Source organism: Pseudomonas fluorescens (assembly GCF_030344995.1).
GTDB classification, from domain to species: domain Bacteria; phylum Pseudomonadota; class Gammaproteobacteria; order Pseudomonadales; family Pseudomonadaceae; genus Aquipseudomonas; species Aquipseudomonas fluorescens_BF.
The window spans coordinates 4,663,565-4,678,099 of record NZ_CP128260.1; the positions used below are offsets into that span (position 1 = coordinate 4,663,565).

General features: G+C 59.9%; 14 protein-coding genes. 10 read left to right on the top strand and 4 right to left on the bottom strand.

Going from position 1 to position 14,535, the window contains the following annotated elements; genetic code table 11:
* Positions 1–41: 41 nt before the first annotated feature.
* Positions 42–644, top strand: coding sequence for a molybdenum cofactor guanylyltransferase MobA (gene mobA / locus QR290_RS20795; protein ID WP_115078729.1), 603 nt, complete (start codon positions 42–44; stop codon positions 642–644).
* A 78-nt stretch (positions 645–722) separates the two neighbouring features.
* Positions 723–944 (top strand): YgdI/YgdR family lipoprotein, encoded by a 222-nt coding sequence (locus QR290_RS20800; protein ID WP_007955739.1) that lies wholly within the window; start codon positions 723–725, stop codon positions 942–944.
* A gap of 83 nt (positions 945–1,027) precedes the next feature.
* Here the strand turns inward: QR290_RS20800 and QR290_RS20805 are convergent, their stop codons facing one another.
* The 3 genes from QR290_RS20805 to QR290_RS20815 all read right to left on the bottom strand — a co-directional run bounded on the left by QR290_RS20805 (position 1,028) and on the right by QR290_RS20815 (position 2,710).
* A complete protein-coding gene (locus QR290_RS20805) occupies positions 1,028–1,921 on the bottom strand; it encodes a pseudouridine synthase (RefSeq protein WP_115078730.1) in 894 nt (297 codons plus the stop codon).
* Positions 1,922–1,990: 69 nt separating this feature from the next.
* The gene (locus QR290_RS20810; RefSeq protein ID WP_115078731.1) at positions 1,991–2,308 is read right to left on the bottom strand and encodes a transcriptional regulator; all 318 of its coding nucleotides are present in this window, start codon (positions 2,306–2,308) and stop codon (positions 1,991–1,993) included.
* Between the two features lie 165 nt (positions 2,309–2,473).
* Entirely contained in the window at positions 2,474–2,710 is a 237-nt protein-coding gene (locus tag QR290_RS20815) for a glutaredoxin family protein (protein ID WP_007955734.1), read from the bottom strand.
* A 191-nt stretch (positions 2,711–2,901) separates the two neighbouring features.
* Between QR290_RS20815 and QR290_RS20820 the strand changes: the two genes are divergently transcribed.
* Positions 2,902–4,614: a cation:proton antiporter gene (locus tag QR290_RS20820; RefSeq protein WP_289203506.1), complete on the top strand. Its 1,713-nt coding sequence runs from the start codon at positions 2,902–2,904 to the stop codon at positions 4,612–4,614.
* On the opposite strand, the gene QR290_RS20825 is transcribed toward QR290_RS20820, so the two are convergent.
* Entirely contained in the window at positions 4,611–5,819 is a 1,209-nt protein-coding gene (locus QR290_RS20825; RefSeq protein ID WP_115078733.1) for an ammonium transporter, read from the bottom strand. The two genes, QR290_RS20820 and QR290_RS20825, sit on opposite strands and share 4 nt — an antisense overlap.
* A gap of 318 nt (positions 5,820–6,137) precedes the next feature.
* Between QR290_RS20825 and QR290_RS20830 the strand changes: the two genes are divergently transcribed.
* The 7 genes from QR290_RS20830 to QR290_RS20860 all read left to right on the top strand — a co-directional run bounded on the left by QR290_RS20830 (position 6,138) and on the right by QR290_RS20860 (position 14,487).
* A complete protein-coding gene (locus QR290_RS20830; RefSeq protein WP_007955729.1) occupies positions 6,138–6,452 on the top strand; it encodes a DUF883 family protein in 315 nt (104 codons plus the stop codon).
* 2 nt (positions 6,453–6,454) lie between these two features.
* On the top strand, positions 6,455–6,841 hold the full coding sequence (locus tag QR290_RS20835; RefSeq protein WP_011335280.1) for a phage holin family protein: 387 nt from the start codon (positions 6,455–6,457) through the stop codon (positions 6,839–6,841).
* Positions 6,838–7,176: a hypothetical protein gene (locus QR290_RS20840; RefSeq protein WP_289203507.1), complete on the top strand. Its 339-nt coding sequence runs from the start codon at positions 6,838–6,840 to the stop codon at positions 7,174–7,176. Before QR290_RS20835 ends, QR290_RS20840 begins: the two co-directional genes overlap by 4 nt.
* A gap of 123 nt (positions 7,177–7,299) precedes the next feature.
* Positions 7,300–8,463: an EAL domain-containing protein gene (locus QR290_RS20845; RefSeq protein WP_115078736.1), complete on the top strand. Its 1,164-nt coding sequence runs from the start codon at positions 7,300–7,302 to the stop codon at positions 8,461–8,463.
* A 68-nt stretch (positions 8,464–8,531) separates the two neighbouring features.
* Positions 8,532–9,860: a deoxyguanosinetriphosphate triphosphohydrolase gene (locus QR290_RS20850; RefSeq protein WP_085704434.1), complete on the top strand. Its 1,329-nt coding sequence runs from the start codon at positions 8,532–8,534 to the stop codon at positions 9,858–9,860.
* Positions 9,861–10,207: 347 nt separating this feature from the next.
* Complete coding sequence (locus QR290_RS20855; RefSeq protein WP_115078737.1) at positions 10,208–10,834, top strand: response regulator transcription factor; 627 nt, start codon at positions 10,208–10,210, stop codon at positions 10,832–10,834.
* 8 nt (positions 10,835–10,842) lie between these two features.
* Positions 10,843–14,487 carry a transporter substrate-binding domain-containing protein gene (locus QR290_RS20860; RefSeq protein ID WP_289203508.1) on the top strand — a complete coding sequence of 1,215 codons (3,645 nt, stop codon included), beginning with the start codon at positions 10,843–10,845 and terminating at the stop codon, positions 14,485–14,487.
* The last annotated feature ends 48 nt before the right edge of the window (positions 14,488–14,535 follow it).

The window sequence follows — 14,535 nt, forward strand, 5'->3', positions numbered from 1 at the left end:
CACAGCGCCCCCTTTTTTTGCCGCCCCTGCGGAGAGCTGCCATGACCTCGAACACGCCATTGTCACCCTGCTCCATCCTGTTGCTGGCGGGTGGACGCGGCCAGCGAATGGGCGGCCAGGACAAGGGGCTTGTGGAATGGCACGGTGAACCACTGATCGCGCATCTGCAGCGCAAGGTTCGGCCGCTGACAGACGATCTGATCATTTCCTGCAACCGCAATCGTGAACGCTATGCGCCGTTTGCCGACCAATTGGTGAGCGATGACGAGGAAGACTTTCCTGGCCCGCTGGCTGGTATTCGCGCCGGCTTGAAAGCCGCGCGCCATACCCACCTGCTGGTACTGCCCTGCGATGTTCCGCGCATCGATCTTGCGCTGCTGCACAGCATGCGCGAGGCGGCCAGTCTGAATTCTGAAAAACCTTTAATGTTGCGCCATGACGATCACTGGGAACCGCTGCTTTGCGTGATCCCGGTGGCGCTCCTGCCCGCTTTCGAAAACGCCTGGAAAGCTGGTGAACGCAGCCCCGGGCGGGTGATGCGCACTCTTGATGCCCAGGCCCTGGTTTGCCCTGACAACGATCCACGTCTGGCCAATCTCAACACCCCTGAACTGTTGAGTTCGCACAACACTGTGTCAGACTGACAGCATTCAAGGAACTTGCACGCCTTGTATACGTCTCAAGCTCAGTAACCAAAAGAATTTCCCTTCGGAGACACACTCATGACTCAACGGACCCTCGCCACTTTCATGCTCGCACTAGGCCTCGCTACCCTCGCCGGTTGCGCTTCGCCAACAGTGATCACCTTGAATGACGGTCGCGAAATCCAGGCTGTCGACGCCCCTAAGTATGATGAAGATTCGGGCTTCTACGAGTTCGAACAACTGGACGGCAAGCACACCCGCATCAACAAGGATCAGATCCGCACTGTCAAAGAGCTGTAAGTCTTCAGTTCGACAGCGGATACAGAAAAGCCCGCAATATGCGGGCTTTTTCGTGTCTGGCAATAAAGGGTCGATACCCGGGATCACCAGTCCAGCGTGATCAGGCTTTCAAATTCGCGCACCTGCCCCGTGACCGGATCGATGAATCGCAACCCCTGCGCCAGCAGCTTGAGCGGATTGGCGTAATCATCCTCAACGTCTTTGAGCACTTCAGGGTAAAACGGATCATTACAGATGCTCGCCCCCAGCGCCGTCATGTGTACCCGCAGCTGATGCTTCTTGCCGGTCACCGGGTACAGGCCGTAGCGCCAGAGATCGCCGTTCTTTTCACGAACCTCCACCGCCGTTTCGGTATTGCTCACCCCCGGCCCCTCCTGCATGCGGAAAAACGGTTCGCCGTCGACCATGCGACTCTTGTGCACCAACGGGAAATCCAGCCCGGGCAGCGCGGCAGCAATGGCTTCATAGCGTTTCTCGATCTGCCGTGTCGGGAACAATGACTGATACGCCGACCGCGTCTGTGGGTTGGCAGAGAAAATCACCAGCCCGGCCGTATGCCGGTCAATCCGGTGCAGCGGCACCAGATGGGGATTGTCCAGGCGCCGGATCAATCGGCGAAGCAACGTCTGTTCGACGTACTCGCCTGCCGGGGTCACCGGAAGGAAATGCGGTTTGTCCGCCACCACCAGATGGTCGTCCGCATACAGGATCGACTCGACCACCGGGATCGGCTTTTCATCCGGCACTTCACGAAAATAGTGAATGCGCAGCCCTTCCTTGTAGGGCAAGTCCAGCGCAATCGGCTGCCCCTGGCCATCCAGCACCCGGCCCCGGGCGATTCGATCCAGCCATTGATCGCGCCCGATGGCACTGAAATGCTCACACAGGCAGTCGAGCACTGTCCGCCAGCTACCGGGGGGCAGATACAGCGTGCTGGCCTGATTCTGTGCGGCGGAAAACGTTGATGTGCTGGACATACGGAAAACTCGAACCTTCAAAGCAGAGCGGCATTATCCAACACCGGGCGCAGCAGACCTAGCGCAGAATCAGGCGGGGATCGATTTGAGCGCCGCCGCCTCCGTGAACTCCTTGAGCCAGCGCAGCACATCCACGGCGTCCCAACGGCCCGGATCGTACAAGGCGTACAAAAGCCCCTGATATCCGACCACATCCAGTTGCTTGTGATAACCGGCACGCTGGAACAAGGCCTCGATCTCGGCAAAGCACGTATTGAAATGCAGCTTGTTGAAGGGAGTCTTGCCTTCCGTGACCAGACCGTCCAGGCGCAATTCGTGGACGGCCTCGCGCACCACGTCAATCGACATCCCGTTCACGCTGCTTTTCAACTGTTCGACATTGACCACGGTTACTCCCTCTGACATCCGGTTTGGCCTGAGCAATGCCTGGAAACGGCATGGCAGGCCAACCCAATTACTGTATACGCATACAGTAACCGAATAACCCGAAAAGTGCCAAGCCGTGATTGCGCGAAGGTGACGAGCGCCATCAACGCAGAAGGGAAAAGATCTTTAACGCAGGAATGCCACCACCTGATCGGCGCTGAACGGCCACCCCAGTTCCGCGCCGGTATCGACCCTGCGCAGGACCGGGATCCGCAGGCTGTAGGCCTCGAACCACGATTCATCGTCAGCAATATCCACCAGTTCCACCAGCAGACCATGCTCGACAAAAGGCATCAGTTCGGCCTCCGCGACCTCACACAAATGGCACCCCAGGGTGCCGAACAACTGGCATTCAGGAAGCATGTGCGCTCAACCCCAAAAATCGAGTGATCATTCTAGGCCTGCTCACAAAGCCCGTCGACCCACCCACCGGGTGCGAAAACCTACCTTCGCAAAACCCTGATGTAAATCAGCCCACAAAATCGCCATTTACGCGATGCTCCGGTGTTTTTTACCTCTACGCTTGAAGAGCCTGACCTGTCCCGGAGTACCTTGTGTTTGCCAATCTGCTGATCATTCTGGCGTCGTCCCTGGTGATGATTGCCCTGTTCCGTCGCCTGCGCCTGCCGCCTGTGCTGGGTTATCTGTGCGTAGGGTTGATGGTCGGGCCGAAGGCATTTGACTGGATCAATGAAAGCGAACACTTGCCGGATCTTGCCGAACTGGGCGTGGTGTTTCTGCTGTTTTCTCTGGGGCTGGAATTCTCCCTGTCGAAAATGATTGCACTGCGCCAGGTGGTTTTCCGACTGGGCAGCCAACAGGTAGTAACCACCACAGTGCTGCTGGGAAGCGTGCTGATGCTGCTGGGCATGCCTGCCACACCGGCCTTGTTGCTGGGCGCCGGCCTGTCGTTGTCATCCACGGCAATTGTGACCAAGGAGCTGAGCAGTCTCGGCGAAATTTTCAGCAGCCACGGCCAGAACGCGGTAGGCGTGCTGTTGTTCCAAGACGTGGTGGCCGTGTTGCTGCTGACGCTGGTGCCGGTGTTCGCCGGCAGCAGCGATCAGGCCTGGTACTGGGCACTGCCCCTGACCTTGTTGAAGACCGTGTTGCTGTTCTTCGGTCTGTTGCTGGCCAGCCGCTGGCTGCTGCCACGCCTGTTCCAGGAAGTCGCGGCGTCCCGATCGGCGGAGCTGTTCGTGCTGCTGGCACTGGTAATTGTGCTGCTGACGGCCTGGCTGACCCACTTGCTGGGCCTTTCTCCGGCCCTCGGCGCGTTCCTCGCGGGCATGCTGCTGGGCGAGAGCCATTACCGGCATCAGATCGAGGCCGATATCCGGCCGTTTCGCGACATTCTGCTAGGGCTGTTTTTCGTCAGTATCGGCATGCTGATCGACCTGCAACTGTTCGCCAGCCACAGCCTGCTGATTGTCGGCATGACCCTGGGATTACTGGTGATCAAAGGCCTGGTGGTGGCGCTGCTGGTGAAATGGCGTGGCAGCGACAGTGAAACGGCTTGGCGCAGCGGCCTCGCCCTCGCCCAGGGTGGTGAGTTCTGCTTCGCCCTGATGGCGCAGATGCAGCAGACCCGGCTACTTCCCGCCGAGCTCGGCGCCCTGCTGCTCGCCGCCACCTTCTGCTCGATGCTGCTGACGCCCCTGCTGTTACGCGCCGCACCGCGCATCGCCGCCGCCCTGCACCGCAAACCCAATCAGGAAGCGCAGATCGAGGAAATCAGCGCCCTCAATGCCGGGTTCGACGGGCATGTGGTGATCTGCGGCTACGGCCGTGTCGGTCAGTCGATCGGGCGCTTCATGCGCAATGCCGGGCAAACCTACGTCGCACTGGATAACGATCCGGTGCGGATTCAGGAAGCCGCCACCGTCGAACGCGACGTCCACTACGGCGATTCAACCCGCGGCGATCTGTTGACCGCCGTCGGCTTGCTGCGCGCCAGGCTGCTGGTGATTGCCGTGGATCAAGCCGACGTGGCCTTGCGGGTTCTCAAGGAGGCACGGCGTCTCAATCCGGCAGTACCGATTCTGGTACGCACCCGGGACGACAGCCAGTCGGCCGAGCTGAAAGCAGCCGGCGCCAGTGAAGTGGTGCCGGAACTGCTGGAGTCGAGCCTGATGCTCGGTTCCCATGCCCTGATCCTGCTGGGGTTTCCTGCGCACCGGGTGCAGGAGAAGGTCGATCAGGTGCGCATCGATCGTTATCGCCTGCTTCACGGTTTTTATCCCGGAGCCGACGATGAGGAAACCTAGTCCTGGCTCACCGCGCCGATCTTGTGCAGCGACAGGTCGGCGCCGTAGTACTCCTGTTCCTGGCTCAGGCGCAAACCATGCAGTGCCTTGATCGAACCGTAGACGGCGAAACCGCCGATCAACGCCACCGCCACACCAAGGGCGGTGCCGATCAACTGGCTGATCAGGCTGACGCCACCGAGTCCGCCCAATGCGGTCGAGCCGAAGATCCCGCAGGCAATGCCGCCCCACACGCCACACAGACCGTGCAACGGCCAGACACCCAGCACGTCATCGATGCGCCATTTGACCTGTGCCGCCGTGAAGCACCAGACAAACAGGGCACCGGCAATCGCGCCGGTCACCAGCGCGCCAACCGGGTGCATCAGGTCGGAACCGGCGCACACCGCCACCAACCCGGCCAACGGGCCGTTGTGCAGAAAGCCCGGGTCGTTGCGCCCGACGATCAACGCCGCCACCGTGCCGCCGACCATCGCCATCAGCGAGTTGACCGCCACCAGTCCGCTGACCCCTTGCAGGGTTTGCGCGCTCATCACGTTGAAGCCAAACCAGCCGACGATCAGGATCCACGAACCCAGCGCCAGAAACGGAATGCTCGACGGCGCGAACGCCACCAGCTTGCCGTCGCGATAGCGCCCGTTGCGCGGCCCGAGCAGCAACACCGCCGCCAACGCCAGCCAGCCGCCCATGGCATGCACCACCACCGAACCCGCAAAGTCATGGAAAGGGGCACCGAACTGCGCGGTCAGCCAAGCTTGCAGACCGTAGTTGCCGTTCCAGACCATGCCTTCGAAAAATGGATAGATGAACGCCACGATCAGCGCCGTGGCGCACAGTTGCGGCACAAAACGCGCCCGTTCGGCGATGCCGCCGGAGATGATCGCCGGGATCGCCGCCGCAAAGGTCAGCAGGAAGAAAAACTTCACCAGTCCATAACCATGATCGGCACTGAGCACCGCCGCCGGTTGCAGGAAGGTCACCCCGTACGAAAGCCAGTAGCCTATAAAGAAATAGGCCAGGGTCGACACCGCAAAGTCGCTGAGAATCTTCGACAGCGCGTTGACCTGGTTTTTCTGGCGAACCGTTCCGACCTCCAGAAACGCGAACCCGGCGTGCATGGCCAGCACCATGACCGCACCGATCAGAATGAACAACGTGTTGGAACTGTGAACCAGAGTGTCCACAGCGCTTTGCAGATTTTCCATGAGGAGGCAGACCCAAGGCTGAAAAAGGCACCAAAGCGGTTCATGCGCACATTTCATGCACCAAGTTGCGACTATGCGGTCACTGATCCGGTGGTCCGGTGAACCGCTTTGGCGCACAAGGTCGATGGGCTGACATGAACCCTCATCATCCGGGCCTTGCTCTGCCCGGTTTCGCGCCCGGCAACAGCGCACTGCCACCGATCGACGCACCACGACACAGCAAAAGCTGTACCAAGCACTTGTAATGAACCTTCACTCTTGGCTCATACTCGAACGCATCAGAACGCTGCTTCAGAACGCCACTTACGGAGATCCCCCATGGCCAGCATCAAGGCAAAGACTGCTCAAGAAATCCTGATGAACGACTTCCAGACGCTGGTCAGCGACACTGAACGGTTGCTGGAACACACCGCCACGCTGGCCGGTGATCAGGCTGACGAGTTGCGCGAACAGATCCACGAAAGCCTGCTGCGCGCACGGGAAACGCTGAAGCTGACCGAGGACACCCTGCGCGAGCGCGGTCAGGCTGCGGTCACCGCCACCGAGGAATATGTGTCGGCCAACCCGTGGCAATCTGTGGGCATTGCCGCCGGCGTCGGCTTTCTGATCGGCCTGCTGGCCACGCGGCGCTGATCATGTCGATCGGTGAATCCGGCCCGAACTCGGGCACCGCCTCCTCCACGCGTCGTCTGGGTGCTGCCGTTCTCGGCCTGCTGCACAGCCACGTCGAATTGTTCGGCATCGAACTGCAGGAACAGAAGGCACGCACCGTCAGCCTGCTGCTGTTCGCCGGCCTGGCGCTAGTGTTTGCGCTGCTGTTGCTGGTTGGCCTGTCGACGCTCGTCCTGATCGTGTTCTGGGACACGTATCGTCTGGCTGCAATCATTGGTCTGTGCGTGTTCTATACCCTGGCGGCAATCTTTTGCGCGCTGCGTCTCAAGGCCGCGATCTTCGATGAATCCTCGCCCTTCCACGGCACGCTGGAAGAATTGGCCAATGACCGGGAGCGCCTGCTGCCATGAGCCTGCCTGAACTTCCGCACAACAGCTCACGCCGGGAAATGCGCAAGGCACTGATCCGTTTGCGCATGGAAATGCATCGTCAGGAAATCCGCCACGAAACCGGCCAGGTCCTGCAACCTCTGCAACGCATGCGTGGCATGACGCAAAACCTGCAGGACGGATTCGGCATCAAGCACGCGCCGTTATGGGGCGTGGCGGCCGTGACGCTGCTGGGTTTCATCACGGGTAAAGGAGCCAAAAGCGGTGGTGTCGGCGGCTTGACCCGACTGATCCGCTTGGGCACCAGCCTCGCTCCGCTGATCAAGCTGGTCATGCAGAGTTCGAGCAAGCGCTGACCCCTCGCATCTGGCTGCATTCTTGCAACACCGGCGGGATTGAATTTCTTATCCGGAGGTTCAATCCCGCTCGCCTATCCGGCCGGCAGAATTCGACCAGAACAAGAACGACAAGGAGGCCCCGTGATCGACGGGCAACCGCTCGCCTGCTTTCAACCTTTCATCGATACCGCCACCGGACGCATTGCAGGCGTTGAAGCACTGGGTCGTCTGCGCCAGGCCGATGGCCAACTGGTGTCGGTCGGACCACTGTTCGCCGACCCGCGCACCCCGGCCGTCGCGCTGCGCCGACTGGACCGGCAGATCCGGGATAACGCGCTGAGCCGACTGCACGAGGCGCCGCCGGACTGGTTTCTCAGCCTGAACATGTCACCGCGCTGGATCAGTCGCTTGCGTGCCGATCAGGCGCTGCCGAGCCTCAAACAGCTCGCGCGGCACGGTATCGATCCACAGCGGATTGTTTTCGAGATCACTGAACTTGGCGGCAACAACCAGCGCCTGAGCGAAGTCGTGGCACGCTATCGCGATGCCGGCGCCCGGATTGCCATCGACGACTTCGGCGCCGGCTATTCACAGCTCGATCGCGTGCTGGCGCTGCAACCGGACATTCTCAAACTCGACATGCGCCTGTTCCAGGCCGCCGCACTTGGCGGGCCGAGCAGTGACGTGGTGAAAGCCCTAGCGCAAATGGCCGAAAAAACCGGCTGTTGGATCATCGCCGAAGGTGTGGAGACTGCGGCGCAACTGAATTTCGCGCTGGAATGCGGATCGCGCTACGTGCAAGGTTTTCTGTTCGCCCGGGCGCATGAGGCACTTTTCGGCACGGATGACTTCGTTGAGCGCTTTGCCGAGCTGCGTCAGTCCTACGTGCGCCAGAAGCTGGCCGAACGCAGCAAATGGATGTCCATGCGCCAGCAGCTCAGCGAACTCATGACCATCCTGCAAACCTGGGCCCAGGCCCGCGCTCCGCTCAGCGCCCTGCCACAGCTCGACGCCTTTCCCTGGCTGTTGCGCTTTTATCAGTGCGACCGTCACGGCACCCAGCTGACGCCAAACCTGGAATGGCGACAAAGCGGCTGGGTCGCCGACAATCGCTACCTGGGCCACAACTGGTCGTGGCGCCCGTACTTCTATCACCTGCTGGCCGAAGGCTGGGAAGAACGGCGCCTGACGCTTTCCAACACCTATCGCGACGCCACCAGCAACCAGTACTGCCTGACCGCCGGGCAGTTTTTCGATAACGGCGAGCGCCTGCTGTTGATCGACATCGACGCAGCGGGGCTGTAGTTGCGCTTGCAGATGCCAGCCTGAACCGGGAAGCTAGGGAATCAGTCACCAGACGGAGAGAATCAGCCTTGGATTGGCATACCCTGCTCAACCGCGAACGTCTCGGCAAACCGTTGCACAGCCCGCAGGAACTGGGCCGCAGCCCGTTCCATAAAGACCATGACCGCATCATCTTCTCCGGCGCCTTCCGCCGCCTGGGGCGCAAGACCCAGGTGCACCCGGTGTCGAGCAACGACCACATCCACACGCGCCTGACCCACTCGCTGGAAGTCAGTTGCGTCGGCCGCTCGCTGGGCATGCGCGTCGGTGAAACCCTGCGCCGCGCCCTGCCCGAATGGTGCGAACCGAGCGATCTGGGCATGGTGGTCCAATCGGCCTGCCTGGCGCACGACATCGGCAATCCGCCGTTCGGCCATTCCGGCGAAGACGCGATCCGTCACTGGTTCCAGCAGGCTGCCGGGCGAGGCTGGCTGGACGCGATGAGCGACGCCGAGCGCGGCGACTTCCTGAATTTCGAAGGCAATGCCCAGGGTTTCCGGGTGCTCACGCAACTGGAATATCACCAGTTCGACGGCGGCACCCGACTGACCTACGCCACCCTCGGCACTTACCTGAAGTACCCGTGGACTGCGCGTCACGCCGACTCCCTCGGTTACAAGAAGCACAAATTCGGTTGCTATCAGAGCGAACTGCCGTTGCTCGAACAGATCGCCCACAAGCTGGGTCTGCCGCAACTGGAAGAGCAACGTTGGGCGCGCCATCCGTTGGTGTATCTGATGGAGGCGGCCGACGACATCTGCTACGCCCTGATCGATCTGGAAGATGGCCTGGAAATGGAGCTGCTGGATTACGCCGAAGTCGAGTCGCTACTGCTCGGTCTGGTCGGCGATGATCTGCCGGAAACCTACCGCCAGCTCGGCCCGCAGGATTCGCGCCGGCGCAAACTGGCAATCCTGCGCGGCAAAGCCATCGAGCACCTGACCAACGCCGCTGCCCGAGCCTTCGTCGAACAACAGGACGCACTGCTGGCCGGTACGCTGCCGGGGGATCTGGTAGAACACATGCACGGCCCGGCCAAACGCTGCGTGTTGAATGCCAAGGACATCGCCCGCAAGAAAATCTTCCAGGACAAGCGCAAGACCCTGCATGAAATCGGCGCCTACACGACCCTGGAGATTTTGCTCAACGCCTTCTGCGGCGCGGCCCTGGAACAGCACAACGGCCGCACGCCGTCGTTCAAGAGCCGCCGGATTCTCGATCTGCTGGGCAACAACGCACCGGATCCGCACGGTCCTCTACACACATCGTTCCTGCGCATGATCGACTTCATCGCCGGCATGACCGACAGCTACGCCAGCGACATGGCGCTGGAAATGACCGGCCGTTCCAGCCACTGACGTCTGCCCCCCACCCGATCTGCAATGGATCGGGCGGGTCTGGCGCAATAGCGGCGAAAAGACAATCCTTTCCCTCTGTATATGTTCAAGAAAACGAAACCAGACAACGAATAATAGTTTCAGCATTGACCGCACAAACTTTTTCTGCGCACCTGCAAACTTAATCAAGAACAACGTTTGAACATCTCACGCCTCTACCTACGTCAAACCTAGTTAACACGTAGTCTGATTCTCCTTTATTTGTAGGACTTCTCTCTGATTGCTGCTGACGGCCTGTCAGTTCATGCGAGCGTTCATTCATCTGAGCTAAGGTTCGCCCTTTATTTGCGCTCGTATGGGATTTGATTATGAACTCCGTTTTTATTGTCGACGATCACCCGGTCATCCGACTTGCCGTTCGAATGCTGCTGGAGCATGAAGGTTATAAAGTCGTCGGAGAAACCGATAACGGCGTCGATGCCATGCAGATGGTTCGCGAATGCATGCCCGACCTGATCATTCTCGACATCAGCATTCCCAAGCTCGACGGCCTGGAAGTCCTGTCCCGCTTCAACGCAATGAGTTCGCCATTCAAGACGCTGGTATTGACTGCGCAATGCCCGACCCTGTTCGGCATACGTTGCATGCAGTCAGGTGCCTCGGGTTACGTGTGCAAACAGGAAGATCTGAGTGAACTGGTCAGTGCAATCAAAGCCGTACTGTCCGGTTACAACTACTTCCCCAGCCAGGCCTTGAATCCGGTTCGTCACGATGATGTGCGCTATGTAGAACTTGAACTTTTCAAATCCGTCAATGATCGGGAATTGATGGTGCTGCAATTGTTTGCCCAAGGGCGTACCAACAAGGAAATTGCCAAAGGCATGTTTCTCAGCAACAAAACCGTCAGCACTTATAAAAAACGCCTGATGCAAAAACTCAAAGCCAAGTCCCTTGTAGAACTTATCGAAATGGCCAAACGTAACGCACTCGTGTGAGAGCCAACATGCCCAGTCGCTTAAAGAGTTTTCTGATTGCATTGAGTGCATGCCTGTTTATCAGCGCACCTGTCACGGTTGCATCGCCCACCTTCCAGGACTTTGTCCTGCTTGCGCGCTCGACCGACAGATCCATACCGGTCCTGCTCGAGCCCTCGCAATTGGCATGGCTGCACGCTCGCAATGAGTTGATTCTGGGGGCCTCCGCTCCCGACTATCCGCCCTTCGACATGACCACCAGCGGGCACGACTTCGAGGGATTCACGGCGGACTACGCCGGGCTGGTAGGCCAGGCGACCGGACTGCCGGTCAAGGTCAGGCGCTTCGCGTCTCGAGAAGCCGCGATTCGGGCATTGATCGACGGCAGCATCGACATGCTCGGCAGCTCCAACGGGTTCGAAGCGGAAAACCCCGACATCGTGCTGTCCCGACCCTATGCCGTCGATCAACCGGTGCTGGTGACCCGCGAAGGCGAAACCCGCTCTCTGACCGAAGGCCTGGCCGGTCTGCGGCTGAGCATGCTCTATCACTACCTTCCGCTGGATGAGGTCAAGGCGATGTATCCCAAAGCCCTCATCACGTCCTATCCGTCCTACCAGAACGCAATCAACGCCGTCGCATTCGATCAGGCGGACGTGTTTCTCGGCGACACCATTTCCACGCACTACATGATCAGCAAGGGTTACCTGAACAACATCCGCATGGCCAATTTCGGCAAGCACGAGGCACACGGGTTCAGCTTCGCCGTGCATCGCAACAACGCGCCGTTGGCCAATATCATCGACACCGTGCTCAAGACTGTCCCTGGCAGCGAGCGCGAAAACATCGCCAAGCGCTGGAGCGTCGGCAGCGACACACTGCTCACCGACCAGAAGCTGCAACTGACCCGACGCGAAGAACAATGGCTGAAAAGAAATCCGGTGGTGAGTGTGGTCGTCAACGAGGCCTTCGCCCCGCTGACGTTCTTCGACAGTGATGGCAACTTTCGCGGCATCAGTGCCGACCTGCTCGAACTCATCCGCTTGCGCACCGGTCTGCGATTCGACATCCGCCGCAGCCGCAGCGATGCAGAGATGATCAAGCAGGTTGAAAATCACCAGGCCGACCTTATCGCCGCCCTGCTGCCCACCACTCAGCGCGAGCAAACCCTGACCTTCAGTCGTCCCTACCTGGAAAACTCCTATGTCCTGTTGACCCGAAAAGCGGCCGACAGTCCGACCCACCTGGGTCAGCTCAAACGCAAACGTCTGGCGATCGCCCAAGGCAATCCGATGATTGAATACCTGCGCGCCGAATTTCCACGTATCCAGCTGATCGAAACGCCGGACACCTTCAGCGCCGTGGCGTTACTCGACGAAGGTCAGGTCGAGGGCGCAGTGAACTCGCTGGTGATCGCCAACTACTTCATCACATCCCGCATTTTCGAACAGCCACTGCAGATCACCACCACCATCGGCACACGTCAGGCGGCCTTCTCTCTGGCCACAGCTCGAGACAACACGGAACTGGGCTCGATCATCGACAAGTCGCTGATGAGCATCACCCCCGAAGAACTGGGCATCATCAATGGTCGCTGGCGTGGCTACTCGAGTATTTCGCAAGGCACCTGGCATCAATACCAGCGCTTTTTCTATCAGGCGATCGGCGGCGCCTGCCTGCTGTTGCTGCTGTCGCTGTTCTGGAATGCCTACATGCGCCGCCAGATCAAACAGCGCAAGGCAGCCGAACGAGCCTTGAACGATCAACTGGAATTCATGGGTTCACTGGTCAACGGCACACCCCATCCGATCTACGTGCGTGACCGCCAGGGCGTGCTGCAAAGCTGCAATGACAGCTACCTCCAGGCGTTCAATGCCCGGCGCGAAGACGTCATTGGCAAAAGCGTGATGCAGGGGGCATTGAACAATGCTTTCGAAGCCCTGACGTATCAGGCCGACTATCAGCGGGTAGTGGCCGAGGGCAAACCGCTGGTGCTCGACCGGCCGCTGCAGATCGGCAACCGGCATCTGACGATCTATCACTGGATCCTTCCGTACCGCGACTCCAGCGGTGAAGTCCAGGGAATCATCGGCGGCTGGATCGACATCAGCGAGCGCCGCGAGCTGCTCGATGAGCTCCGCGCTGCCAAGGAACAGGCAGACGATGCCAACCGGGCCAAAAGTACGTTTCTGGCGACCATGAGCCACGAGATCCGCACACCGATGAACGCCGTGATCGGCATGCTCGAATTGACGCTCAAGCGCATGGATCACGCTCATCCGGATCGCTCCGGCATTGAAACGGCCTACCATTCCGCCAAGGATCTGTTGGGCCTGATCGGCGACATCCTGGACATCGCCCGCATCGAGTCCGGGCGGCTGAGTCTGAACCCCGAGCGAATCAACCTGATCGATACCGTCGGTTCCGTAGTCAGAATCTTCGAAGGGCTCGCCCGGCAGAAACACCTTTCACTGGCGATGTCCGTCTCTCCGCCTCAACTGGATGTGGATGTACACCTCGACCCGCTGCGCTTCAAACAGGTGCTGTCGAACCTGATCAGCAATGCCATCAAGTTCACCGAAGCAGGGCATATCAGAATCACGCTGGATGTTCTACCCACCGACGATCCGGAACGCTCGATGGTGCAACTGACCGTACAGGACAGCGGCATCGGGATCACGACGCAGGATCAGTTGCGGCTGTTCGAACCCTTCGCCCAGGCCGGCAACGGCGGGCAACGAACCGTCAGCGGCGCGGGCCTGGGGCTGGTCATCAGCCGCAACCTGTGCGAGATGATGGGTGGAAAACTGCGGTTGAGCAGCCTGCCCGGAGTCGGCACACAGGTCAGTGTTTCGCTGCCGGTGACCATCCTGCCTGCGCAAGTGGCGAGAGCAGAAGACGAACCGCAGATTCAGGCATCCCTCATCCCTTTGACGGTTCTGGTGGTCGATGACCATCCGGCCAATCGGCTGCTGATGTGCCAGCAACTGGAGTACCTCGGACACCGCTTCAGTATTGCCGAAGATGGCCAGCGCGGACTGGAACAATGGAAGAACGGCGAATTCGATCTGGTCATTGCCGACTGCAACATGCCCGTCATGAACGGCTATGAGCTGACCCGGGCGATTCGTCAGCACGAAATGCTCACCCGCCGCCCGGCGTGCACGGTGCTGGGGTTCACCGCCAATGCCCAGCCGGAGGAAATCCTGCGCTGCAAACAGGCAGGCATGAACGAGTGCCTGTTCAAACCCCTGAGCCTGAACAGCCTGAGCCAATGGGTCGACAGCGTTAAGCCACTGTTTCGTGCGCCGGTGTTCAATCTGCAAGGGCTCACGCTGCTGACCGGCGGCAACCCCTCCCAGACTCACCGCCTGCTGGCAGAACTGCTCAACAGCAGTCGTCTTGACCGGCAGGAGTTGCAGGCTTTGTCCCTCACACGGGATCCCCCTGCGCTGGCCGTCATCGCCCACAAGATCAAGGGCGCCGCACGTATTGCCCAGGCTTCCCGCCTGATCGACAGTTGCGATGCGCTTGAGCAGGCTTGTCAGCAAGCGCTGCCGGGGGACGAGATCGAGCGTCGCTGTCAGGCCAGCCGCCTCGCCATCCTGGAACTGGAGCAGGCACTGGAACAGCAACTGGACCGGATCAGCCAGAGCAAAGTGACCGGGGCTTAACTATGCTTGGACGCTGAGCGGTGTGCTTACCTACACGGAGAGTCCGCA